The 22,636-nt window shown below is 57.7% G+C and carries 23 protein-coding genes and 1 pseudogene; 16 read left to right on the forward strand and 8 right to left on the reverse strand.

The genetic code is table 11. The features are described 5' to 3' along the window. Window positions 1–34 precede the first annotated feature (34 nt). The 11 genes from ACSQ9D_RS09350 to ACSQ9D_RS09400 all read left to right on the forward strand — a co-directional run bounded on the left by ACSQ9D_RS09350 (window position 35) and on the right by ACSQ9D_RS09400 (window position 9,059). Window positions 35–973: an MBL fold metallo-hydrolase gene (locus ACSQ9D_RS09350; protein WP_436281995.1), complete on the forward strand. Its 939-nt coding sequence runs from the start codon at window positions 35–37 to the stop codon at window positions 971–973. 6 nt (window positions 974–979) lie between these two features. Continuing rightward, a complete protein-coding gene (locus tag ACSQ9D_RS09355) occupies window positions 980–1,408 on the forward strand; it encodes a YeeE/YedE family protein (RefSeq protein ID WP_436281996.1) in 429 nt (142 codons plus the stop codon). Continuing rightward, entirely contained in the window at window positions 1,408–1,848 is a 441-nt protein-coding gene (locus tag ACSQ9D_RS09360) for a DUF6691 family protein (protein WP_436281997.1), read from the forward strand. The genes ACSQ9D_RS09355 and ACSQ9D_RS09360 overlap by 1 nt, the downstream gene beginning before the upstream one ends. 37 nt (window positions 1,849–1,885) lie before the next feature. Continuing rightward, window positions 1,886–2,677 carry a sulfite exporter TauE/SafE family protein gene (locus tag ACSQ9D_RS09365; protein WP_436281998.1) on the forward strand — a complete coding sequence of 264 codons (792 nt, stop codon included), beginning with the start codon at window positions 1,886–1,888 and terminating at the stop codon, window positions 2,675–2,677. A 217-nt stretch (window positions 2,678–2,894) separates the two neighbouring features. Beyond that, window positions 2,895–3,161 (forward strand): PepSY domain-containing protein, encoded by a 267-nt coding sequence (locus ACSQ9D_RS09370; protein WP_436281999.1) that lies wholly within the window; start codon window positions 2,895–2,897, stop codon window positions 3,159–3,161. Between the two features lies 1 nt (window position 3,162). Next, window positions 3,163–3,729, forward strand: coding sequence for a cytochrome b/b6 domain-containing protein (locus ACSQ9D_RS09375; RefSeq protein WP_436282000.1), 567 nt, complete (start codon window positions 3,163–3,165; stop codon window positions 3,727–3,729). Continuing rightward, on the forward strand, window positions 3,726–4,403 hold the full coding sequence (locus ACSQ9D_RS09380) for a response regulator transcription factor (protein ID WP_436282001.1): 678 nt from the start codon (window positions 3,726–3,728) through the stop codon (window positions 4,401–4,403). The genes ACSQ9D_RS09375 and ACSQ9D_RS09380 overlap by 4 nt, the downstream gene beginning before the upstream one ends. After that, window positions 4,400–5,749 (forward strand): sensor histidine kinase, encoded by a 1,350-nt coding sequence (locus ACSQ9D_RS09385; protein WP_436282002.1) that lies wholly within the window; start codon window positions 4,400–4,402, stop codon window positions 5,747–5,749. Before ACSQ9D_RS09380 ends, ACSQ9D_RS09385 begins: the two co-directional genes overlap by 4 nt. Before the next feature lie 371 nt (window positions 5,750–6,120). Next, window positions 6,121–7,518, forward strand: coding sequence for a trypsin-like peptidase domain-containing protein (locus tag ACSQ9D_RS09390; RefSeq protein ID WP_436282003.1), 1,398 nt, complete (start codon window positions 6,121–6,123; stop codon window positions 7,516–7,518). Between the two features lie 350 nt (window positions 7,519–7,868). Beyond that, window positions 7,869–8,324, forward strand: a complete 456-nt coding sequence (locus ACSQ9D_RS09395; protein WP_436282004.1) for a host attachment protein — start codon at window positions 7,869–7,871, stop codon at window positions 8,322–8,324. Between the two features lie 45 nt (window positions 8,325–8,369). After that, on the forward strand, window positions 8,370–9,059 hold the full coding sequence (locus ACSQ9D_RS09400) for a CBS domain-containing protein (RefSeq protein ID WP_436282005.1): 690 nt from the start codon (window positions 8,370–8,372) through the stop codon (window positions 9,057–9,059). 12 nt (window positions 9,060–9,071) lie between these two features. Here the strand turns inward: ACSQ9D_RS09400 and ACSQ9D_RS09405 are convergent, their stop codons facing one another. Further along, window positions 9,072–10,976, reverse strand: coding sequence for a PAS domain S-box protein (locus tag ACSQ9D_RS09405; protein WP_436282006.1), 1,905 nt, complete (start codon window positions 10,974–10,976; stop codon window positions 9,072–9,074). 13 nt (window positions 10,977–10,989) lie between these two features. Further along, window positions 10,990–11,730, reverse strand: a complete 741-nt coding sequence (locus ACSQ9D_RS09410; RefSeq protein ID WP_436282007.1) for a Crp/Fnr family transcriptional regulator — start codon at window positions 11,728–11,730, stop codon at window positions 10,990–10,992. Window positions 11,731–11,879: 149 nt separating this feature from the next. Here ACSQ9D_RS09410 and ACSQ9D_RS09415 point away from each other — a divergent pair, with 149 nt between their 5' ends. Beyond that, window positions 11,880–12,008: an ATP-binding protein gene (locus tag ACSQ9D_RS09415; protein ID WP_436283800.1), complete on the forward strand. Its 129-nt coding sequence runs from the start codon at window positions 11,880–11,882 to the stop codon at window positions 12,006–12,008. Window positions 12,009–12,344: 336 nt separating this feature from the next. Then, the gene (locus tag ACSQ9D_RS09420; RefSeq protein WP_436282008.1) at window positions 12,345–12,692 is read left to right on the forward strand and encodes a c-type cytochrome; all 348 of its coding nucleotides are present in this window, start codon (window positions 12,345–12,347) and stop codon (window positions 12,690–12,692) included. A 1,046-nt stretch (window positions 12,693–13,738) separates the two neighbouring features. Here the strand turns inward: ACSQ9D_RS09420 and ACSQ9D_RS09425 are convergent. The 3 genes from ACSQ9D_RS09425 to ACSQ9D_RS09435 all read right to left on the reverse strand — a co-directional run bounded on the left by ACSQ9D_RS09425 (window position 13,739) and on the right by ACSQ9D_RS09435 (window position 15,105). Continuing rightward, a complete protein-coding gene (locus ACSQ9D_RS09425) occupies window positions 13,739–14,197 on the reverse strand; it encodes a pyridoxamine 5'-phosphate oxidase family protein (RefSeq protein ID WP_436282009.1) in 459 nt (152 codons plus the stop codon). 1 nt (window position 14,198) lies between these two features. Then, window positions 14,199–14,387, reverse strand: coding sequence for a hypothetical protein (locus ACSQ9D_RS09430; protein ID WP_436282010.1), 189 nt, complete (start codon window positions 14,385–14,387; stop codon window positions 14,199–14,201). A 67-nt stretch (window positions 14,388–14,454) separates the two neighbouring features. Continuing rightward, window positions 14,455–15,105, reverse strand: a complete 651-nt coding sequence (locus tag ACSQ9D_RS09435) for a BON domain-containing protein (protein WP_436282011.1) — start codon at window positions 15,103–15,105, stop codon at window positions 14,455–14,457. Between the two features lie 222 nt (window positions 15,106–15,327). Here ACSQ9D_RS09435 and ACSQ9D_RS09440 point away from each other — a divergent pair, with 222 nt between their 5' ends. Both ACSQ9D_RS09440 and ACSQ9D_RS09445 read left to right on the forward strand, forming a co-directional pair. After that, entirely contained in the window at window positions 15,328–15,975 is a 648-nt protein-coding gene (locus ACSQ9D_RS09440; RefSeq protein ID WP_436282012.1) for a BON domain-containing protein, read from the forward strand. A gap of 81 nt (window positions 15,976–16,056) precedes the next feature. After that, window positions 16,057–17,223 carry an IS110 family transposase gene (locus tag ACSQ9D_RS09445; RefSeq protein ID WP_436282013.1) on the forward strand — a complete coding sequence of 389 codons (1,167 nt, stop codon included), beginning with the start codon at window positions 16,057–16,059 and terminating at the stop codon, window positions 17,221–17,223. Window positions 17,224–17,764: 541 nt separating this feature from the next. Here the strand turns inward: ACSQ9D_RS09445 and ACSQ9D_RS09450 are convergent. Next, the gene (locus tag ACSQ9D_RS09450) at window positions 17,765–19,315 is read right to left on the reverse strand and encodes an AAA family ATPase (protein ID WP_436282014.1); all 1,551 of its coding nucleotides are present in this window, start codon (window positions 19,313–19,315) and stop codon (window positions 17,765–17,767) included. Between the two features lie 446 nt (window positions 19,316–19,761). On the opposite strand from ACSQ9D_RS09450, the gene groL reads away from it, so the two are divergent. Then, on the forward strand, window positions 19,762–21,378 hold the full coding sequence (gene groL, locus ACSQ9D_RS09455) for a chaperonin GroEL (protein WP_436282015.1): 1,617 nt from the start codon (window positions 19,762–19,764) through the stop codon (window positions 21,376–21,378). A 137-nt stretch (window positions 21,379–21,515) separates the two neighbouring features. On the opposite strand, the pseudogene ACSQ9D_RS09460 reads toward groL, so the two are convergent. Both ACSQ9D_RS09460 and ACSQ9D_RS09465 read right to left on the reverse strand, forming a co-directional pair. Beyond that, window positions 21,516–21,638, reverse strand: a pseudogene (locus tag ACSQ9D_RS09460) (phosphoribosyltransferase); the annotation flags it as partial. Window positions 21,639–21,973: 335 nt separating this feature from the next. Further along, window positions 21,974–22,297 carry an ATPase inhibitor subunit zeta gene (locus ACSQ9D_RS09465; RefSeq protein ID WP_436282016.1) on the reverse strand — a complete coding sequence of 108 codons (324 nt, stop codon included), beginning with the start codon at window positions 22,295–22,297 and terminating at the stop codon, window positions 21,974–21,976. Between the last annotated feature and the right edge of the window lie 339 nt (window positions 22,298–22,636).

Genomic DNA, 22,636 nt, shown 5'->3' on the forward strand with positions numbered 1-22,636 from the left:
ATATATATTTTAGTGATTGCAAATGGAGAAGGTCATGCCCCACTCGGCTATCGCCACCCACCTTTCACACGCGTCCGGGATCGTCCGACAAGCTCTTCAGGATCATTCCAAGCGGCCTGCAGTTCGATCGTTCTTCGATCCCGCGACGTTCACCGTCAGCCATGTCATCCGCGATCCGAACTCGAAGGCCTGCGCCATCGTCGACAGCGTGCTCGACTATGATCCGGCGTCCGGGCGAACGGCGAACTTATCCGCTCGCGCCCTTGTCGATTATGTGAAGTCCGAAAGTCTGGAAGTTCAATGGCTTCTCGAGACGCATGCGCATGCCGACCACCTGTCGGCCGCGCCGCTCCTGCAGGCTGAACTCGGCGGCCAACTCGCCATCGGCCGCGAGATCGTTCGCGTTCAGGAGGTCTTCGGTAAGATCTTCAACGCTGGCACGGAGTTTCAAAGAGACGGCAGCCAGTTCGACCAACTTTTCCGGGACGGCGACCGCTTCAAGATCGGAAATCTGGATGCGACGGTTCTTCACGTTCCCGGCCACACGCCGGCTTGTCTGGCCTATATCGTCGGCGACGCTGTCTTTCCCGGCGACACTCTGTTCATGCCCGACTACGGAACGGCGCGCTGCGACTTTCCCGGCGGCGACGCACGGACGCTCTATCGATCTATTAAGCGCCTAACCCAGCTTCCCGACGAGGCGCGCATGTTCATGTGCCATGATTACAAGGCATCGGATCGCGACGACTACGCTTGGGAGACGACCATCGGCGCCGAACGCGCAGGCAACATCCACGTGCATGAGGGAGTGACCGAAGACGAGTTCGTCAAGATGCGCAACGATCGCGATGCCACTCTGGCCATGCCGAAGCTGATCCTCCCCTCGGTGCAGGTGAACATGCGTGGGGGCAAGCTGCCCCCGGCCGAGGACAATGGCATTCACTATCTGAAGATTCCAATCAACGCACTATAGGCACACATGTCTCACTTGAACTACATCTGGCCGCTTTCCGGCGGCCTTCTGATCGGCCTGTCAGCAGCACTTTACTTGCTACTCGACGGCCGCATCGCAGGCATATCCGGCTTGACCGCCTCTGCCTTCGGCTGGACCGGTGCGGGCATCAGTCCCCTTGGCATCGGCTTCATTGGCGGGATCGTCGGTGGCGCCGCCATCGCGTTCACCTATATTCGGCATGCCGAGTTGACGATCGTATCGTCACCGATGCTTCTCATTGCCGGCGGCCTGCTCGTAGGCTTCGGCACACGACTGGGCTCGGGCTGTACCAGCGGTCACGGCGTCTGCGGTCTGGCAAGATTGTCGCCGCGTTCGCTCGTTGCCACGGCGACTTTCATGGCTGTTGCGGCAGCGACTGTCTACGTGATGCGCCATCTGATCGGAGGGCTGTGATGACCAACCGTATCCTTGCTTCGGTCTTCTGCGGCATTCTCTTCGGCATTGGCTTGGTCGTATCGGACATGGTCAACCCGGCTCGAGTGCTTGCCTTCCTCGACGTCGCCGGAGACTGGGATCCGTCTCTCGCCTTCGTCATGGGCGGCGCGTTGATCCCCTCGTCCGTAGCCTATGCGATCAAGCAATATCGATCGCGCCCGGCGTTCGATACAGAATTTCATGTTCCGACCAGCCGCTCCATAGATGCCAGGCTCGTCTCCGGCGCGGTTCTCTTCGGCTTGGGATGGGGCCTGGTCGGTCTCTGCCCCGGCCCTGCGATCGCATCACTCGTCATCGGCCGTTGGGAGACCGTTCTGTTCGCTGTGGCCATGATTGCGGGCATGTTCGCCTACCGCATCGCCCAATCCGGGCAAGGCGCGCCGCTTCGCCTTCATTGAGCATGAGGAGGCCGCGCGGCGGCACAAAACCATCGCCATGTACCTCGATCCAATGCAATATATTCTTGGGGCCGTTTCCGGCGGACTTGTAGGCTTCACGCTTGGGATGTTCGGCGGTGGCGGCTCGATCCTTGCCGTTCCCCTAATGGTCTACTTCGTCGGCGTTCCGAGCACTCACCTCGCAATCGGGACGAGCGCCTTTGCAGTGGCCGCCAATGCGTTCGCAAACCTCCTCGGGCATGCGAGGCTCGGCAATGTCAAATGGCGATGCGCAGGCGTCTACAGTGTCGCGGGCATCGTCGGAGCCTTCATCGGGTCGACCGTCGGCAAGATGATCGACGGACAGAAGCTGCTTGTATTCTTCGCACTTCTGATGCTCGTCGTCGGTTTCCTGATGCTCCGTAGGCGCGGAGCGGAAGGCGATCCAGGAGCGCAATGCTCACGAGGGAACGTGCACAAGGTGGTCGGTTTTGGCGGACTGACAGGTGTGTTCTCCGGCTTCTTCGGTATTGGCGGCGGCTTTCTCATCGTTCCAGGCGTGATCGCCTCGACCGGAATGCCGATCCTCTTCGCAATCGGATCGTCACTCGTCGCCGTCACGGCATTCGGATTGACGACTGCGCTCAACTACGCCCTATCCGGATATGTAGACTGGTTGCTCGCAGCGGTCTTCATCGCCGGCGGCGTGGTCGGAGGATTGGTTGGTGCCAATCTCGCCCGACATCTTTCGGCGCGTAAGGGGCTTTTGAACAGCCTGTTCGCCGCCCTAATCTTCGTCGTTGCCGCCTACATGCTTTATCGAAGCGCCGGTCAGACATTGAGTGCCTAATATCGGACACGAAATCGAACCTGGCCTGTCGGTCGGATTTTCCGCTCGCTGCCGTGGCCCATTGTCATGCTCGGGCTAGCCGACCGGAACGCAGCGTCGGCGAGAGCGGCAAAACAGCGCTCGGCGGATCATCGCGCATCGGACAGGAAATCGACAGCTTCGCAGCCGTATCGATGTCCCTGTCACCCGCAACGGGTACCAACAGAGGACATTGTTCATGACGCTGAAACTTATCGCCGCTATCGCCATCGCATCCGCAACGCCCGCCCTGGCGCTCGCAAGCCCGAGCTGCACCGGTGAACCGAAGTCCAAATGGATGTCCGAAGAGGCCATGAAGGCGAAGATCGACGCCATGGGCTACAAGGTCAAGACGTTCGAGGTTACGGGCAACTGCTACGAAATCTACGGCAAGGATAAGAGCGGCAACCGGGCCGAGGTCTATTTCAACCCGGTTTCCGGGGTGATCGTCCAGAAGGGCGACTGAGATGACGATGGTCTCATCGAAGAGGGAGGGCTTCGCGCCCTCCACCACCGTCCAGCGCACGATCCAGGTTTGGGATCCCGTTGTCCGGGCATTTCACTGGACGGTGGTCGTGGCATGCATGCTCAACCTCTTCGTACTCGAGGAGGGAAAGTACTGGCACCGCGTCACAGGATACGTCGTTGTCACCGCAATCCTCGTCCGCGTCATCTGGGGGTTCATTGGCACGAAACACTCCCGTTTCAATGATTTCTTGCCGACGCCTTCGAAGGTGATGGATCAAATCCTGGACATCCTCGATCGGAACGAAAAGCGCTACATTGGCCACAACCCTTTAGCTTCGGTGATGATGCTCTGCCTGATGGCATTGCTGGCGGCAACGGCACTGACGGGCTGGATGACGACGCTCGACGCCTTCTGGGGAGAAAAGTGGCTGGAGGAATTGCACGGCGCAATCGCCAACAGCATCATGGTCCTCGCTTTCATCCATGCCGGCGCCGCTGTCATCGAAAGCTGGAGGCACAGGGAAAATCTGGTCTGGTCGATGGTTACAGGTCGAAAGAAGGCATGAGAATTCTGCTGATCGAGGACAGCTTACGGCTTCGCGACCTACTTTGCGAAGCTATCAGGAGCGTCGGTTGGAAAATCGACGCCTTCGCGACGGCGCAGGAAGGACGTCTCGCTCTCAACGGAGCGGAGTACGATCTTCTCCTTCTTGATCTCGGCCTGCCCGATGAGGACGGAATCGATGTTCTGAAATCACTGCGAAGTTCAAAGGTTCAGACGCCCGTTCTCGTGTTGACGGCACGCGGCGCGATCGACGAGCGTATCGTTGGCCTGGATGCAGGCGCGGATGACTATCTTGCGAAGCCTTTCCACAATGGCGAACTGATCGCGCGCATTCGTGCTCTCATGCGTCGAGCTCCCCTCACCACGATGCCAATATTGGAGTTCGCTGCCCTTCAACTCGATGTCGCTTCGCGATGCCTATCCTGCGCCGGCACCGAGATCGCACTGGCCCCATCGGAAAAGGATCTGCTCGAACTTCTGATGCGCAATGGTGGCAAGGTGGTCTCCAAGGCTAAGATAGAGCATGCATTTTCAGAGTTCGGCGACGAAAGAAGCAGCAATGCGGTCGAGCTGGCGATATCGAGGCTACGCAAGAAGCTCGATGGGCATCCGACCGGCTCTTCGATCGAAACCGTCCGAGGCGTCGGCTACATGATGCGAGAGGAAAGCGCGTGAGCCGCTCACATCCTACCCTCGGTGCGATCCTGACCAGACGGATTGCGTTCTTTGCATTGCTCGCGATGGTCGTGCAACTCTCCGTCATATTCTCCGACTACTACTGGAACGTCGGCGAGCTATCGCGCCTGTTTGTCGAGCAGGAAACCGAGCGTCTAGCCTCAGGCATAACCGTGGATGGGGAAAGCGTCCGATACCAGCTTCCTGAGAATATCAAGCAGCGCTATCAAGAGCCATCGTCCGGCTACGTCGCGAGAATACGCGATGCCACTGGCGCACTTGTGTTCGAGTCCTGCGACGACGCCTGCGAAAGCCGGTTTCTTCCAGCGGATGTGAATCCACCGGATTTTTGGCTGAGGTCGCTGAAGCCAGGTAAGCCGTTGACCCTGGTCGGCGGTCGCGCGTTCGTGGTTGGAAATCAACGGTTCGTCGTCGACGTCGCAACAATCGACGATCCGCAAAACGTAGTCTCCTCCGTCTTCTGGAAGGAAGTCATCGAACATATGCTGGTGCCGATGAGCATCTTGCTGGTCCTGGTTCTCGGCGCCACCCTGCTCTCCGTACGACAGGCATTGAAGCCGGTGCGTGCCGCAGCCGACGCGGCTGATAACATCGATCCGATGGATGCACGTTCGCACCTGAATTTCGACGAGATGCCGCGCGAGGTCGCCCATCTCGCTATCGCCGTCAATCGCGCTTTCGAGCGCGTGGGCGAACTGATGACGTCACAGAAAGTTCTTACATCAGGCATAGCTCACGAAATCCGCACGCCACTTGCGGCCATAAAGCTTGAACTGGGAAACATCGACCATCCGCGTGCCCGCAAAGCGGAAGCCGATCTGGATGACCTCGTACGCTTCGTCGCAGAACTGACGACCCTCGCCCGACTTGATAGCTTCGACCATGGCATGTTTGAGACCGTCGACCTCGTCGCGCTTTCGTCCTCAGTCGTCGAGCAACTCGCTCCGTGGGTCTATGGGCAAGTTCATTCCCTCGAGTTTTGCCCTCAAGTCGAAACCGCCCTCGTTCAAGGGGCGCCGGCGCTGCTGAAGGATGCCTTGCGTAATCTCGTCGAAAACGCCGTGCGCCATACGCCAGCCGGAACTGATATTCTTGTGTACGTGGGGAGCAATACGGTTCGTGTCGAGGATCGGCATCGAGGTGGTATGCGGCGAGAAACCAGCGCGTCCCACTGCAGTGACAGCCTGGGCATCGGTTTGAAGATCGTCAGACGGATAGCTGAACTGCACCGAGGCTCGCTTCGCCAGTCCACTTCCAAGCTGGGGCACGTCTTCGAGATAAATTTCGGCGAACAATGCCCGAAACCCAAGTCCCTCCACCACTAGAGAATAGCAATTTGGCTGACCATCCGCTCACATATTTGTGAAAAAGAATACGCCTAGCGTTGCAAATCACATCTAAATCGCCAACTGATTGCACCCAAGGAAGAATTCTCCTCCGCGAGAAAATGTCGTATCGCGTCTGTTCTACGTTGTGGCAATTTTGATAGTAGCGGGCTTTCTGATGGAGTTGGCCGTGAAATGGTGACCACCCGTTACTGGCGTCGGTCTTAAGATAGCAAGTCCAGCTCTGGCGACCCGCCGCCTCTTGCTGAGCCTCCAGTCGTGCGCATGTCCGCAATTTGCGCTTAATCAATGCGCCCACATTCTTTCTCCTCGATCTTGGTCCTGCACACTGGTGACACAGGAGATGAGGCATGGCTGGCGGCTACTTCCTTTACAGATTGAGGAGCATGGCATTTGTCATTGGCGCACTCGGGCTCGCTATCGGGTCCCTCGAGACCGCCGACGCAGGGCAATCAGTGACCCCGTCGCTAGCGCCGATGCTCAGCCGTGTTATTCCAACGGTCGTCAGCATATCCGTGCGTGGAAAATCAAACGAAGAGCAGGATGACACTTTCTACCCGACGCCCGGTGCTCAAAACAAATCGCCCCCGAGCGAAACGGCTGTAGGTCAGATCTCCGAGACGGCAGGAACCGGGGTCATAACGGACGCACACAACGGCTACATCCTCACGAACAATCATGTGATCGAGGGCGCCACGTCCATCAAAGTGACGATCGCCAATGGCGAAAGTTACGAGGCGGTCGCCGTCGGCGCCGACGCCCAGACCGATCTGGCCGTCATAAGGATCAGCGCCGTCGGATTGAGCCAGGCAGTGCTGGGAGATTCCAGTTCGTTGAAAGTCGGCGACTACGTGGTCGCCATCGGCACTCCATACGGCCTGGGGAAGTCCGCGACGTTCGGCATCGTCAGCGCGCTCGATAGATCCGGGCTGGGGTTGGATTCCGAAGAAGGCTTCATCCAGACCGACGCATCCTTGAACCCTGGCAATTCCGGAGGCGCCCTCGTCGACCTCGAGGGCAAGGTGGTGGGCATCAACACAGCGATGCTTGGACCATTGGGAGCAAACATAGGGATTGGATTTGCCGTCCCAATCAATATGGCCAGTGCGATCATGCGGCAGCTCGTCGCGCATGGAGAGATCCGCCGCGGCCAGCTTGGCGTGCAGGTTCAAGATAGCAGTGCTGATTTTGCAAAGGCCCTTGGAGTCAACGCCTCGACTGGAGCCTTGGTAAATGAGGTGCGGCCTCAATCCCCCGGTGCCAAGGCCGGCATCGTCGTTGGTGACGTCATCGCCGCGGTCGACGGACGTCCGGTCTCGGGCTCCACGCAACTACGAGCGCGCATATCTGCCCTTCCGCCAGAAACGGTCGTCAAGCTGACACTTCTGCGACGTAGCGGCAGTATCGAGGTTGTCGCGACGCTCGCGGCGGCCACGGTGGCAGAGCCGCCGGTCGAAACTGTCGACTACGTCGATGGAAAGGGGTTGCTCGATCTGGTCACGCTCCAAACCCTCGACGCCGCATCCGACTCATTCGGAAAGGTTCAAGGTGCCGTGATATCCTCGATTTCAGACAGTAGCCCCGCCGCGGCTGCTGGCTTGCAGCCCGGCGATATCATCACCAGCGTCAATCAGACGAACGCAACGACGCCGCAGATGGTGGTCGAGCTATCGAAGGCTTCGACAGACCTTCTCCTTCTCGGCATTTTCAGGGACGGTCACAGAAGCTTCCTCATCGTCAAACGATAGACTGATCGGCTGGATCCCATGTCTGATGCCATATCACCTCTGTGCCGCATAGGCGAAGAAATGGCGAAACGCGGTTTCCCTGCGCGCTGGCAACGGCTGAAGAAGCGTCCGTTGTCTCGGCTCTGTCGCGGACTTGTCCCCGGTGGAAGACGACGATCGAGGCGAGTCGCCACGGCCTCGCAGGCGGGAGTATCGGGGTTTCGGCTGCCGCGATGTTCCTGTTCGGATGAGGCTAGTTTGATCCAGTGCAATGTAGCTCGCCCAGTCGAACGATAGACTAGGTTTGTGAAGTCAGAGGCAGGTCGTGCGATCCCGCATTTCGTCTGCCTTTGCGAAGGAGGACGACGAAAATGGATAAAATACGGATTCACTCGAAGGACTGGATTCTTGTTTGTGACGGATCGAAGGCACTCCTCTTGCGCAACGACGGAGACGCGCAGAACTTGAACCTCGTCGAGATCCGCCAAACAAGCAACGAGGGCGTACCGACGCACGAACTGGGAGATGATCGGCCAGGACGTGTCTACGGAGCGGCAGATGGCATCCGGAGCGCCGTCGAGGCGCCGGACCTGCACGAGCGCGAGGAGCGGAACTTCCTTGCCGGCGTCGCCCAGGAGATGGAGAATGAAATCGCCCGAGGCGCCGTGCAGCGGCTGTTTCTCATCGCACCTCCCCGTGCGCTTGGGCTGTTGCGATCACATTTCAATCCTGCGTCAAGACACGCGATAGCCGGAGAGATCGCCAAGGACTTCACGAAGATGCCTGTCTACGAGATCGAAACGCGGCTACAAGCTGACAATCAGTAAAGGTGGCCTGCCCATCCTCGTCGATCAGGCCAAGGAGGTATCGCAATGTTTGCCAAGGACATCATGACCAGTCCGGTGACGACGATCGGCGAAGACCAGAACGTCCGGCGAGCGATCGAAATCATCAACGCAAGCAAGATCGGCGCCGTCCCGGTCGTCGATGACAAGGGCAAGGTAGTTGGCATCGTCACGGAAGGCGACCTTCTTCGCCGCATCTCCTCGTCGAATGGAACGCGACCCGTTCCCCACACTCGAGGCCGGGCTGAGGCGCTCGGGAACTACATCAAGGCGAGGAGTTGGAGGATCAAGGACGTCATGACTTCGCCGGTCGTCAGTGCGCTTCCCAGTGCGACGACTGCCCAGGTTGCCGATCTCCTGCACGCCCGCGCCATCAAACATATTCCGGTCGTCGACGACGGACGCCTAGTCGGCATGGTGAGCCGCCGCGACCTCATGCGCGCCATGATCGACACGCCCGGACAATTCGCGGCAGCGGGAGACGACGCCCTTTGCACCGCGGTGCGAGCGAGACTGGAAACCGATCTGGGCATCTTTTCCAAAGATGTCGAGACCTCGGTCAAAGAAGGGCATGTGTACCTGCGAGGAGAGTTGGAAAGCTCGGTCGAGCGAGACGCGGCAAGAGTTGCCGCCGAAAGCGTTCCTGGCGTTCAGGGCGTGTCGAACAACATCCAGATCGCCTATCGCATGATCAGCCGGATGAAGCCGCCGACATGATGTCTACGCGCTTCAATCAAGAAGCTGCCGGAGCCGGATTGCGAGTTCCTGAGCCGTGTATGGTTTCTTCAACCAACTGGTCGTTGGAATTGAATGGTTGGCTATGCTCGGTTCAGCATACCCTGATGTGAACAGCACCTTGAGGCCGGGTCTCAGCAGCACTGCCTGCCTTGCCAGCTCGTCGCCAGTCATGCCGCCCGGCATTATGATGTCCGTGAACAGCAGATCGACCGGCTCGCTCGTCGAGAGCACGTCGAGGGCCCGAGCGGCGTCACCGGCCTGCAGGACGGAATAGCCCGCCGTCATAAGCCTTGCCACCGCGACCCGCCTCACCCGCTCGTCGTCTTCAACGACCAGGATACGCTCGGTGCCGTGAGGAGGCGCCTGGCGGGCCACCTTCCGGAATCTCTCGACACCCGCGGAGTCTACGGCAGGAAGATAGATTCGGATTGTCGTTCCCTTGTCAAGCTCGCTGTAGAGCTGAACGTGCCCCCCCAATTGCTTGACGAAGCCGTAGACCATGCTGAGGCCAAGGCCGGTCCCAACACCGACACCCTTGGTGGTAAAGAACGGTTCAAATGCACGGGCTTTCACCTCTTCCGGCATCCCTTTGCCCGTGTCCGTCACGGCGATCAGGATATAGTCGCCGGGCCTTAGCTCGGGATACATCTGGGCATAGTCAGTATCGAGCAGCACCCGTGAGATATCGAGCGTCAGGCTTCCGCCAATCGGCATTGCGTCTCGAGCGTTCAAAGCAAGGTTGAGCAAGGCGCTCTGAAGCTGTGACTTGTCGACCAAAGCGGTGTGGCTGCTTCCTTTGATGTTTGTGCGAAGTTCGATCGTTTCCCCAAGGGTCCGTCGCAGAAGCTCGGAGAAGCCGGATACGAGGGATCCGACATCGACGCTCTCGGGTTTGAGAGGCTGACGCCTCCCAAAGGCGAGAAGCTGTGTCGTCAGTTTTGCACCGTCGTCCGCCGCCTCCTGAGCCTCCCGAAGCAGCTCGCGCTGTTCATCATCGGCAAGCAGCGGCTCTAGCATTTCGAGATTACCGCTGACCACTGTCAGCAGGTTGTTGAAGTCGTGTGCCAGTCCCCCGGTCAACTGCCCGACGGCTTCCATCTTTTGGGACTGCCGCAACTCTTCCTCGATCCGTTGTCTGCTTGTCAGGTCACGAATGAAGCCGGTGAATATCCGTCTTTCGTTCGCCACTGCTTCACCCACCGACAACTCCATTGGGAAAATCGATCCGTCCTTTTTGCGTCCCTTCACGACTCGCCCGAGGCCTATGATCTTCGCCCTGCCGGTGCCAAGGTAGTCTGCGATGTATCTGTCATGTTCGTCGCGATATGGTGACGGCATAAGCATGCGGACGTTGCGGCCGATGACCTCGCGGGAGGAGTAGCCGAAGAGCTTTTCCGCCGCGCTACTGAACGAGGTGACCGACCCCGCCTCGTCGATCACGACCATGGAGTCCGGGACGGTGGCAAGGATGGACCTGAGATGCGCCTCGCGTTCGGCAAGGTCGTCCTGGATCTTTCTTGTTTCGGATACGTCCGTGTTCGTCTGGATGACGACAGGGGCCGACGATGCGGCATCGAAGACGACCCATCGCGTCGCGATCGTCATCGGATGTCCGTCCCGGTGGTAGTGGACGATGTCGCCCTCCCAGGCGAGGCCGGCGTAGACGTCCCTTAGGATATCCTCGATCGGCCTACGGAATTTCGTCCGGAGTAACGTGTGAACCACTTTCCCCACGGCCTCGATGCGTTTCCATCCGTAGAGACGCTCGCACCCCGACGTCCAGTGGCTGATGACGCCGTCCACGCCGTGAATGATGACACTCGTATCGTCGAAAACCCGCGCGATGACGTCGAGATCCTGCGTCGGAGCTGGTGGAACTATGGCATCGTCTGGCATCACGGCCTGCCTTCTAATGATGATAGTACCTTGCCGTATCGTCGAGACTGTCATCGACGTCGGCTTCGTCTTCTCCGGCCCGTTGCACAAGCGCCGACTTCTTCAGCACGAGAATTTCATGTCTACGGCCCGCCGATAAGATACCCTGCCCTGCCAGCTTCGTCACCGTGCGCGAGACTGTCTCGATCGTCAGGCCAAGATAGTCGGCAATATCAAGCCTGGTCATGGGCAGATTGACCACGTTTGGCTCACAGCCTTCGGTTGTGCTTTTCTGCAACCGGGCCAATAGGAAGCTGCACAGACGCTCTTCGGCGCTCTTGCACGACAACAGCACCATCTGATCTTGCGCTGCTGCCACCTCGTCACAAAGCTGAGAGAGAAGCACTGGTCGCAGATCGGGGCGAGCGAGAAGCTGCTTTTCGAATGCCACCCTAGTCTGCCGCTGGAACGCGACATCGTCCAATACCTCGGCACTATAGAGGTAGCGGTTCTTGAACGAGACGCCGACAATGTCGCCCTTCGTAAGAAAACCCGTAACAACGCGACGCCCGTCGTGAAGCTGGCGACAAATTCTTAGGTTGCCCTCGCGGATCGCAAAGACATGGAGGGCGCGGTCGCCTTCAAAAAAGACGATCTGGCCCGCCGTCGCACGCTCTAGTGGACTACGGTCGAAAAGCGTGCCGAGGCTGCATTCCTCGCGCGCCGGGCCGGCTTCTTCAAACAGGGGACGGACGTTGAGACTGTTCGCGAACATGAACTTGCTCCCTGCAATCATGAAGATCGCAGTAGACGATCGCAACGTCACATCCGGATGCCACTTCCGTGCCAATTGGTCTAAGTTTGTAACAGTCTGTGACAGATCCGCCGCGGCAATGCCCGGATTGCAGATGCTGCCTTGGCTCGCTGTCGACGAGGCTAAGCGCGGAGCATTGGTACGACGTGATCGGTAATCCAACCATCGCCGATGCCATCCTGGACCGCCTCGTGAAAAATGCTTATCGCATCGAGCTCAGCGAGAGTATGCGAAAATAGAAAAACCGCGGCCAAACAACGGCGGCGTGACCGCAAGGCGGCGTCAGTTCAAAAATCCACACGACTCAAGGGCCGACTGCCCGGCATCGACTAGCAATCCCCTCCGGCATCGCCGAAATACGTAGACGGTCGTGCTCGGCCCTTCTAATGAAGTTCGGGGGCCCGAATCCGGACAAGAGTCCAGATGCATTGATCAGCATCAAAGATGCGTATGCCAACTATCTATAGCATCCAGCGCGTTCAAGCGATCTTCGTCGCCCAACAAGGTGCCGATCGATAGCCGGTTTCACGAAGAATTGCCTCACTCGATGAGCCTAGCTGAGGATGACACGACCCATGACCCGAAAAGGCATTTTGCCAGGTGCGATCGCCATTGCTCTCGTTTTGGGGTTCTTTGATGAGGGCGCCACGGCCGATCTTGCTCGCGGACGCGGCATCGCTCTGCGCTGGTGTGGCGAATGCCACGTCGTTGCTCCCGGACAGGCTCATGGCTCGGATTCCGTGCCAACGTTCGCTCAGATTGGTGGATCCGAGCACTTCAACGAGAAGCGATTGTCGGACTTCTTGGCATCTCCCCAGCACTCGCGAATGCCCAACCTCTCACTGACACGCTTGGAGATCGCTGATCTCGTGGCCTACATCAAGGCGCAGCAGCACCACTCGCAAAGCCCCAAAGCGCAATGAACAAAGTTTCCTTGGATCAAGAATGCTCGGCGAAATAGGAAAGGAGCCAGCAAATGCTAAAGATCTCCGTGATATGCCTTGCGATAGCGGCGGCGGTTCGTGTTGACTATACCGTCATAGCAAAGACGCGCGGAGAAAGCCGGGCAGTCGGTGCCCAATCACAAAAGAAACCACCCAAACTTGGATATCCGGATCTGTTCATTCCGCCGACCAAGGGAAACGGGTTCTAACATCTCATTTTTTGCCCAGCGTGATGCTCAGCAAAGAATGCTTGCAGATCGCCGTTCTGATGTCCGGTGTCAATGCTTTGGGCGCGAGGTATCTCCAATTCCAAAGAATGGCTGTTCGTATCCTTGTGGGCAAGGTCAGCTTTTTGCACACGCATCAAAATGCACGACGGCGTAACGATCACTTGCGGCAATCCAAACGGTTACCCCTCACGCACGCTGTGCACGTGAACACGATGTCTTTGACATCAGTCAAGGTCTTCTCCGCGAAGATGAGGAAGTATCGCGAATACTTCCGACATCTGGAGAGCCGCAGATGAGCCATCTGTCTCTAACCCCATCGGACTTGAACAAGCTGTCTGTCGCAGTTCAGAATTGGTATCGACACTACAGTGTGCCGTTAGATGAGGCGGTTTCTTCCCACGTTTGCGCGCTAGCGATCCAGATCTACCAACACGGCATCAGCAGCGTAGATGATATTTCGCGGATACTCATTGCGAGACTTCGCCAGAAAGCGCTTCGGGGAAACTGTTTTCAGGCACCGTTCACTAGGTCACGAGATTCAAAGTCAGAGCGAAGGGCTTCCGAGCGAAGCCTTCACGTGGCTATCCAAACTACCCAATAGATCGGCCTTGAGAAGGGGGCCTCCAATGGCAGGAGCGGCCATTGATGGCGCCGGCCACCAGCCTCGTGGATACCTTGGGGGCCCATTACAGACAACTCTTGGGCCGCTGGAATTCCAGGGAAACAGAGCCCGCTGAACTCCCTGCGGGAGGCCTTTGTGTTTATGGGTGATCAAGGACATCGCTAACTGCACGTTCACCCAATCTGCATCGCGGCTCGGCCGGAGACATCGTTCATATAGATGCCGTAGAAGAGATGGGTAGAGGCATGCGCTGGCGGAACTTCGTCGGGCTTCAGCGAGCCGATCTCCCACCAATTCATGTGTTTCTGCAGCAAAGACCACGCGTGAAGACGTTCCTCGTGCCAGGCATCGTCGTCAGGAAACTCCTGGAACTTTCCAGTGAGCACTACGCTTCTCCAACTGCCCTTCGATGGCCATTCCTCGACCTGAAGGCATACCTTCGGATTCTGTCGCATCCACTCGACTTTGCGTCCGGGCATGGAGAAGCTGTAGGCTACTCTTGACTGGAACGCAAAGTAGATGGGAACGACGTAGGGTTGCCCGTCGGTGCTGCAGGCCAGATGGCCAAAGTGCCCTCCTCTCAGCATGTCCAAGCATTCCGCATGCGTCATGTTTTTCAATGCCATTGACATTTCAATCGCTCCGTTCCTCAGAAAGCCGGTCCTCGATCGATCGTTGCAAACGAAAATCCGAGCGGGTGACACTGTCTGCACGATACAAGAGCACGCTGAACACCGTCGCGATCATCACGATGAGAACCAGCAGCAACGCGTGGTCAAGGATCAACCAGCGCAGCCATTTGTAGCCGTCTTGAGCGTGCATATTGGCAATCCTACTTAGTCAGCAAGGCTTCATTCAGCCTTGCCAATTCTGTTCGAGATGTCCCGGATCAACCTCTGACCGCGAGATCGTTGGTGACGCTGACGACTCCAGGAATCGACCAGGCCGCCCGCTCCGCAGCATTGCGTTCCCGCCAGCCGGTTACGCCACCCTTCAGCGTGACGTTGCCACCGGAAACGTCGACCTGGATTCGGTCCGCCTCTACCTCGGCATTACGTTTCAGCGCACCCTCGATGCGGTTCTTGACATCGGGAATGGATGCGGCGGGCTTGATCGACAATACGTTTGTCACTCCGACGACGCCGCCGAGTTTCATGACCGCCTTTTCAGCCGCCACCCTCTGGAAATGCCACGGCACCTCCCCTGAAAGCGTCACCCAGCCTTTTTGAACTTTGACGCCGATCGCGCCGTCCGGCAGAAGCGCGTCCCATTCAATGATGTCCAAAGCCCGCGCCGCGATCTCGTCGTCCGCATGGTGCTTGCGGCCCGCGTACCGGACCTCAAGGGTCTCGGCGAGCGCACGCACGCCCTTGACCCGCTTCACGGCCATTTCAGCAGCGATCTTTTCTGCGTAACTGCCAACATGGCCTGACAAAGTGACGACGCCCTCCTCCACCGCGACGCCGATGTTAGCCGCATCGACGCTCGGTTCGAACCCGAGTTCGTCGATGATGTTTTGGCGTAATGCGAGATCGTTCATGACAATTCCTCCATTGACCAAAATTCCTCGAGGGAAGACCTCGCGTTCATGATCCGTCTCTTTTGCCAGGGCTACATTGCGCTTGATCAAACGAGACGAAATTGTGCACCGGCTTTAATGGCGCCGCGGGAGCCGACGCGCGCTATTTTGAGACAGGTCAAAGTACGAGCTTCTATTTGTCTCTAAGATCCACGCCGTCGAACCGTGGAAGGAGGCTTTCCCATGACAGACGCTACGTTGAGACAGAATGTGCTGGACGAGCTGGAATTTGAACCGAGCATCGATGCGGCCCATATCGGTGTCACGGCAGAAGGTGGTGTGGTCACGTTGACCGGCCACGTTGCTACCTATTCCGAAAAGGACGCCGCCGAGCGCGCGGCACGACGAGTGAAGGGCGTGCATGCCATCGCCCAGGAAATCGAAGTGCGCCCCTATGGCATGCACATCACCGCGGACGACGAGATCGCGAAGCGCTCCGTCAGCACGCTTGCATGGCGCACCACCGTACCAAGGGATGCGGTCACTGTCAGGGTCCAGAACGGCTGGGTAACGCTCGAAGGCAAGGTCGAATGGCAGTATCAGAAAAACGCAGCGGCAAGCGCCATTCGTGATCTGGCCGGCGTCGTCGGCATCTCCAACCTTATCGCAGTTGCCCCTCGCCCAACCTCGAGCGACGTCAAACGGCGGATCGAAGAAGCGTTCCGGCGCGACGCAGAACTCGAGGCTCAAGCCATCCAAGTGAACGTGCTTGACGGCAAGGTCACGCTTGATGGAACCGTCAAGCGCTGGTCCGAGCGGCAGGCCGCCGAACACGCCGCCTGGTCGGCTGCAGGCGTAAAGTCGGTCGAGGATCATCTGCGTATCGGCTAAAGCTTGAGATCCCATCAGGGGTGAGTAGCGGCCTGCACCGTGGCAGAGTGAGGTCGCTAGAAAACTCTCTGGAGGCCAATCATGCCGATGACAGCAGATCAATCTCAAGCACAGACCGCTACCCCCGTCGATCTTGGCGCAATTTTCGTCTCGTTGGAATTGAGCAAATCGACATGGCTCGTGACAGCTCTGTCGCCGGGAAGCGAGAAGCTGTCCCGTCATACGGTGACCGGAGGCGATATCGCCGGCTTGTTTTCGTGTTTTGCCACCCTTCGTCAGAAAGCCCAGCGGCGTAAGGAAAGACTTTATCCGCTGGTGGTGATCCAGGAGGCCGGACTTGATGGCTTCTGGCTGGGGCGAGTGCTCAGCAAGGAACCCTGGATCGAGAGCCATATTGTGGAGGCCGCATCCATTGCGATGCCCCGCCGCCATCGCCGGGCAAAGACGGATCGGATTGATGGAGAAACCTTGATCCGCGCTTTGATGGCATGGAAACGTGGCGAGCCGCGTGCGTGCTCGATGGTCAAACTCCTCACACCTGAGGAGGACGATAACCGTCGGATCGGGCGGGAGCGGAAAACCCTGATTGCGGAGCGGGTCTTCCACGTCAATCGCATAAAGGGGCTGCTCTTCACGCAAGGAATACGAGGGTACGAGCCTGTAAATCGAGATCGTCGCCAGCGTCTGGACGCGCTTCGAACTGGAGATGGCCGTGCGCTATCAAAGCATTTGAAAGCAGAGATCTGCAGAGAGCTTGATCGCCTCGAATTGTTACTTACACAAATCAAGGCCGTAGAAGCAGAGCGAGATGCGTTGATCGTGCAGGAGACGCCGGAAACGCCGGCAGGAGCGACGGCGCTTTTGGGGATCAAAGGAATTGGTCCAGAGTTCGCTACGATACTCTACACGGAAGGCCTGTTCCGACACTTCGACAATCGACGGCAAATCGCCTCTTACGCTGGCCTCGCCCCCTCCCCTTGGCAAAGCGGCAACGTCAATCGCGAACAAGGTGTCTCGAAGGCGGGAAATCCGCGTTTGCGAGCGACCATGGTCGAGCTCGCCTGGCTATGGTTGCGGCATCAACCGAAATCGGCGTTAACGTTATGGTTCAAGGAGCGCATCACTCGCAACGCGGGCCGCCTTAAAACGCCGATGATCGTGGCGCTGGCCCGTAAACTGCTCGTTGCACTGTGGAAATACGTGAGCTCCGGCGTCGTAATCGAAGGCGCAATCATGAAAACCGCCTGAAATGCAAACGCCGCTAGCTTTATCAGAAGACCCATCCTCAGGGCCTGATCAGTCCTGACGGATCCAGGTGGACGGACCGGGAATCCTTTTGGCTCTCAAACGCCGATCTTGAGTTTGGTCCCGTTCTCCTGAGCCCGTGCCCGTCGAAAGCGGGATAATGGTGCAGCCGCTACGGACGGCGACCGTATGTGAGATTGTACAGGCCCGCGAACGGGCCGGTAATGACTATGGGCTCAGACCGTGGATCCGCCTAAAACGGAGAAATTCGATGCCCCTTGAATGACCAATTGACAAAAATCCTGATGTGAAAGGATTCGAGGCGCCAAAGGTTTAGAGTTCGCGCCTCGAGTTCTTGCCGCTCAGCTCCGGCGCTTGGTGGTATTCTACAGTCACGTTTCTCACATGATGCAGGCGATGGATCAGGCGCCCTTCGGCGTCGAAAATGGGACGCTTTACAGGCTTCCAGAACCGGGTGACGAAGCTGCAGGTGAATCGCGCACGTCGTAACGTTGAACAGCCAATTTTTAGATCGAACGCATTTTTAGATCGAAGCGTCGAAGTTTTCTCCTACTGCGTCGTGTGGGCGAAGTATCTCATCAATCAGAACATTGATAGGCTTTCCTGCGTCAAACCGCTTCCATTCTATAATGCCTAGCGCGTGATCAAGCTGTTGCTCCAAGACCTCAATCCCGGCGTCCGAGACGCCCCTTAAGCGGTCGACTACACGCCGTCTAAGAAGTACTGGATCAGCGTCAAGCCAGACACCCTGAAAAATTCGTTCATCCCCGATGCACGACTCCTCAATTAACTTGCGATTCCGCGGCTTGTCGAAGACGCCGTCAACGACCACGCAACCGCCAGCCTTCAGGTGGAGCCGCGCACGCCAAGCCATCTCCCGGTAGACCTTCGCCGAGATTTCTGGTCGGTAAGCTGCCGCCGGCAGTTTTGTCTCGGGAGGAACCCCGTGCAGTGCCTTTCGGAGCCTGTCGCTTTCGATTATTCGGGCGCCTGGTGCGGCGCCGATGAGCGGTGCCAGGGCTTCCGCAAGCGTCGTCTTGCCTGAGCCGCTGAGGCCCCCTATCACTATCAGACGGGGCGGTTTCGCACGCAGCATCGAGCCTCCGAGCTGAAAGTATGATCTTGCCTCTTTGATGATGTGATCGCCCTGCTGCGGCTGCGCATCCGTCGCACTGGTGGCAAGAACGTGGGCGCGAACTGCAGCGCGAAGTGCCAGGAAGAACGGAAGCGTCTCGAAGCCTTCCTCGTCGTCCGTCTCATCGAAGTAGCGATTCATCAACCGGTTCGCCAGCGTATACTCTCTGCGATGCCATAGATCCATCAGCAAGAACGCAAGGTCATAGAGCACGTCGCTCGTGGCTATCCGATCATTGAATTCGATGCAGTCGAACAGGCGTGGCTCGCCGTTCAGCAGGAAGATGTTTCTGAGGTGAAGATCGCCGTGACACCTGCGTACTTTTCCTTCCTGTCCGCGTTGTTCAAGGATATCTGCAAGACCTCCCAGGGATCGATAAAAACTCGATGTGAGCTCTCGCACTTCCTCTCGAGAAAAGACATTGCTTGTTGCAAATCCGGCTTCGTTGATCTCGAGAACCGACGAGACGGCTCTTCGCCCTGAAACTGTGTCGTCAGGTTTCGCGCCACGGTGATACCGCGCGATTGCGTATGCCAATGAGTTGATCAATTGAGGCGTCAAGCCGCCCGACCTGGCGACGTTGTCGAGCAGCGCCGACTGATCAAAACGACGCATTTCGACGAGCGCTTCGCGCGTCGGGCCGCTGCCATCGATACTGTAGTGGCCGGCAGCCTCTTCTGTGATCAATCTGACGCCAAGGTAGGTTTCCGGCGCGGTGACGCCGTTGAACTCGATCTCCTTATAGCATGCAACCAACCGGGCCTCGATCGAAGAGAAATCGACATAAGGAAGTTTGACGGCGCGCTTCATTTTATAAGCGCGGTCCCCCGACAGGAAGATGATGGAGATATGCGTATTTACGACCTCAACAGGAAGCTCATCCCTGCGCAAGGCTTCCCTAAGAAACGCCACGATTGCGGATTGGTCTTGGACGAGCATCGAGATCCTCCTTCTTCAAACTGCAGATCCTGGTCGACGTGCTCTAGTTTCGCATTGACCCTGGTCAATGCGCACAGTTGCCCAGTGCGTCTGAATGACATTTGGCGGAGACTCGATCTCGAGAATTACTGCGAGGCTTTGATGCAAGTGGTCCGGTGAGCGGGCAAAGCTGCATATGCCTGCCCCTAACGGCATCCTGGTGGCCGTTTACTCCAACATGAACATTGCGCCGAGGGCACGATGACGGACTGCTTGTGATCGGGACGCCCGAACTTGCTGCCAGGGTTCTCACCGCCGCCGTCCACCGGGTAAAACTGACGGACTGTCGATCTGATCACATGGCGCTAGTTTGATACTGGTCAAACAATCTCGGCTTGAAATGCGCCATTCTCAACAATGCAGATGGGAGGCTTTGGACAAAGCCCGCTACGCGTTGGGAGGCTGTGATGCCATACAAGCAGATCCTTTTCAGAACGGAAGCTCGCGGCAAGGTGTTGCAGGGAGCTACCAAGCTTGCGGACGCGATCCGCCTCACACTTGGACCTAAATCGAAGTCCGTCCTCATCGAAAAGAAATGGGGTACGCCCATCGTCTGCAACGACGGGGTTACAATTGCGAAAGAATTCAGCCTCAGGGATCCCGAAGAGAACCTCGGCGCCAGAATGTTGCGCACGGCGGCCGAGAAAACAGGCGAGGTCGTGGGCGACGGCACGAGCACATCGACGATTCTTGCTCATGCGATGTTGGCGGACGGTCATCGCAATGTCGTTGCAGGCGCCAATGCGATTGACCTTAAGCGCGGTCTTGACCGAGGCGCGGCCGTAGCAATCAAAGCCCTAGGAGAGCTCTCCCGCCCGGTGACGACGGACAGGGAAAAGGAGCAGGTGGCAGCGATCTCCGCCCACAACAATGAAATGATTGGCAAGCTCGTTGCCACTGCGATGGCAAAGGTCGGGAAGGACGGCGTAATCACCGTCGAGGAATCAAAAACGATGGAAACCCAGCTCGATGTCGTCGAGGGCATGCAATTCGACCGCGGCTATATCTCACCCTATTTCGCCACCGAGTCCGAAAAGATGGAAACTGTCTTGGAAGATGTGAGGATTCTGATCTTCGATCGAAAGATCTCAGCCCTCAATGATCTTGTTGGCGTTTTGGAGGCGATCGCGAAATCAGGCAAGGCGCTTTTGGTGATCGCCGAAGACACCGACGGGGAGGCTCTCGCTACTCTCATTGTAAACCAAATTCGTGGCACTTTGCATAACTGTGCCGTCAAGGCACCCGGCTTCGGCGATCGTCGAAAGGAGATGCTGCGGGACATCGCCATTCTGACGGGCGGACAGCTCATCTCCCAGGATCTTGGTTTTAAGCTCGAGAATATCACGCTCGATCATCTTGGCACTGCCTCGCGTGTGATTGTCGACAAGGACACGACGACGATTATTGGTGGCGGCGGCAAGCAGTCAGAGATAAAGGGGCGCGCCGACCAGCTCCGTAGAGACATTGAAAAGAGCACTAGCGACTATGATCGTGAGAAGATGCAGGAGCGCTTGGCGAAGCTTTCCGGTGGCGTTGCTGTTATCCGGGTCGGCGCGCCGGCCGAAGCCGAGATGAGGGCAAGGAAAGAGGCCCTCGACGACGCAATAAACGCGACCAAAGCTGCCGTTCAGGAAGGGGTGGTCCCTGGGGGCGGACTAGCGCTGTTACGGTGCGTCAGTGCCGTTGCCGCGGCGGAAGCTCTCTGCGAGGGTGACGAGCGAACTGGCGTTCAGATCCTCCGACGGGCACTGGAGGCGCCAGCGCGCCAAATCGCCGAGAACTCGGCTGTCGACGGCGGAGTTGTCGTTGCCCGGATGCTGGAAAGCCAAGGCATGATTGGTTTCGACGCCGCGCGCAACCGCTATGTTGATATGCTCGAGGAAGGTATCATTGATCCAACGAAGGTTGTGCGTGTGGCCTTGGAAAATGCAGTATCGGTTGCCGGCGTGCTTCTTTTGACGGAGGCAACAATGACGGAAGTTCCCGAACCTCCCCCGTCACAACAGCCCGAAGCTGTCGCGTAGACTGCCGAAGACCCGCGCGAAGGCAGTTTGTGGGCGGCGCCGCTGTAGCGGACAGGAGATAACTAACGGACTAGAGCAGCCGGCCACTTTGGGAGCCCGCCGCCACCGCTCAGCAGTTGCCAGTTGCCTACAAATTTGACTTCGACTGCTACGGGCACCCCGCCGCGCGGCAAAGCGAGCACCACAACATCATTGCCCCGGTATTTTTCGAGCGCCAACGCTAGATGCTTTCCCGCATCGGATCGATCAATGAATGACAACGTCAACTCCCTAGATCACGTTCAGCGAGATGTGGTTGAACCAAGCTGTCGACTGGGCGGTCACCGCATTCGCGCCGAATTTCGAAAGCAAACGACTGAAAAGTACGACCCTGGCGCGTCAGCCTTGCAAAACGGCTGTTCGGCAACGGAAGTACACGCCAGCACCAGCAGTCATTTTCTCAACTCCATTGCATGCGGTTTTCCACGACGGTAACACCGGGCATCTCCGCCTCCTCAGCGGCGCGCGGTCCATTCCAACTATCCACATCGTCGGCGGCGACCCAGTTTGTCTCCCCTTCTGGGGACGGTGGGCGTTAGGCGGTCGAGCGGGATTTTCAAAGCTTTGCGCTTTCACGCGCCATATCCTCGGCCGCTGTAAACATTAGTTCATGCATCTTTTTCTCTATTGTCGCCCCACCGACGTCCTCACCAGCATCTTTGAGGTCTTTCAGGACCTTTTTCAGAATGATTTTGTCTCCCGGCGCCGAACTAGCTGCCTCGATGACTTCGGCAACGTAAGCATCCCTGTCATTTCGTCCGATCAAAGAACATACCCACTGCGCCAGGAGCCAATTTCGACGCGACCGCACTTCGAACAGTCTTTCAAAATCAAGAATGTATCGATCCTCGAGTAGTCTCCATCTCTCGTCGCACTCCATCATGGTCCTCCAACCTTCATGGTCGGTCCGCGGGCCCCAAGCAAATCGGCCCATCGAGTTCCGATAGGTTTCCGATCATCAGCCAAGGTCTAACGACTCTAACAGGAACCATTATTGGTCATTGGGGAACGGGTGCGCATTGACATGGGTCAATATCCAACAGGCCACGATGCTCCAAGAGGCAGCGACCATCGGAGGTGTGAAAACAATGCGGATTTGTCGCTTCCCAGTTTGCTGTCCTTGGCGGGTATCAGAGCGGAAGGGACTACTCGGTGCCATGCGACTTTCTACGCTTTACCTCGGCAGGATCAACGAAATGCAGCGGTTTAACCTGCATCT

The sequence above is a fragment of the Rhizobium sp. LjRoot258 genome (assembly GCF_964254185.1).
Taxonomy (GTDB): Bacteria; Pseudomonadota; Alphaproteobacteria; order Rhizobiales; family Rhizobiaceae; genus Rhizobium.

Coding starts and splice junctions, on each gene's coding strand:
- ACSQ9D_RS09435 (WP_436282011.1), bottom strand. CDS start 15,105: ATGAACGATCTCGCATTACGCCAAAACATCATCGACGAACTCGGGTTC.
- ACSQ9D_RS09370 (WP_436281999.1), top strand. CDS start 2,895: ATGACGCTGAAACTTATCGCCGCTATCGCCATCGCATCCGCAACGCCC.
- ACSQ9D_RS09390 (WP_436282003.1), top strand. CDS start 6,121: ATGGCTGGCGGCTACTTCCTTTACAGATTGAGGAGCATGGCATTTGTC.
- ACSQ9D_RS09430 (WP_436282010.1), bottom strand. CDS start 14,387: ATGCACGCTCAAGACGGCTACAAATGGCTGCGCTGGTTGATCCTTGAC.
- ACSQ9D_RS09395 (WP_436282004.1), top strand. CDS start 7,869: ATGGATAAAATACGGATTCACTCGAAGGACTGGATTCTTGTTTGTGAC.
- groL (WP_436282015.1), top strand. CDS start 19,762: ATGCCATACAAGCAGATCCTTTTCAGAACGGAAGCTCGCGGCAAGGTG.
- ACSQ9D_RS09425 (WP_436282009.1), bottom strand. CDS start 14,197: ATGTCAATGGCATTGAAAAACATGACGCATGCGGAATGCTTGGACATG.
- ACSQ9D_RS09410 (WP_436282007.1), bottom strand. CDS start 11,730: ATGTTCGCGAACAGTCTCAACGTCCGTCCCCTGTTTGAAGAAGCCGGC.
- ACSQ9D_RS09375 (WP_436282000.1), top strand. CDS start 3,163: ATGACGATGGTCTCATCGAAGAGGGAGGGCTTCGCGCCCTCCACCACC.
- ACSQ9D_RS09365 (WP_436281998.1), top strand. CDS start 1,886: ATGTACCTCGATCCAATGCAATATATTCTTGGGGCCGTTTCCGGCGGA.
- ACSQ9D_RS09445 (WP_436282013.1), top strand. CDS start 16,057: ATGCCGATGACAGCAGATCAATCTCAAGCACAGACCGCTACCCCCGTC.
- ACSQ9D_RS09420 (WP_436282008.1), top strand. CDS start 12,345: ATGACCCGAAAAGGCATTTTGCCAGGTGCGATCGCCATTGCTCTCGTT.
- ACSQ9D_RS09465 (WP_436282016.1), bottom strand. CDS start 22,297: ATGGAGTGCGACGAGAGATGGAGACTACTCGAGGATCGATACATTCTT.
- ACSQ9D_RS09380 (WP_436282001.1), top strand. CDS start 3,726: ATGAGAATTCTGCTGATCGAGGACAGCTTACGGCTTCGCGACCTACTT.
- ACSQ9D_RS09450 (WP_436282014.1), bottom strand. CDS start 19,315: ATGCTCGTCCAAGACCAATCCGCAATCGTGGCGTTTCTTAGGGAAGCC.
- ACSQ9D_RS09440 (WP_436282012.1), top strand. CDS start 15,328: ATGACAGACGCTACGTTGAGACAGAATGTGCTGGACGAGCTGGAATTT.
- ACSQ9D_RS09405 (WP_436282006.1), bottom strand. CDS start 10,976: ATGCCAGACGATGCCATAGTTCCACCAGCTCCGACGCAGGATCTCGAC.
- ACSQ9D_RS09400 (WP_436282005.1), top strand. CDS start 8,370: ATGTTTGCCAAGGACATCATGACCAGTCCGGTGACGACGATCGGCGAA.
- ACSQ9D_RS09355 (WP_436281996.1), top strand. CDS start 980: ATGTCTCACTTGAACTACATCTGGCCGCTTTCCGGCGGCCTTCTGATC.
- ACSQ9D_RS09350 (WP_436281995.1), top strand. CDS start 35: ATGCCCCACTCGGCTATCGCCACCCACCTTTCACACGCGTCCGGGATC.
- ACSQ9D_RS09360 (WP_436281997.1), top strand. CDS start 1,408: ATGACCAACCGTATCCTTGCTTCGGTCTTCTGCGGCATTCTCTTCGGC.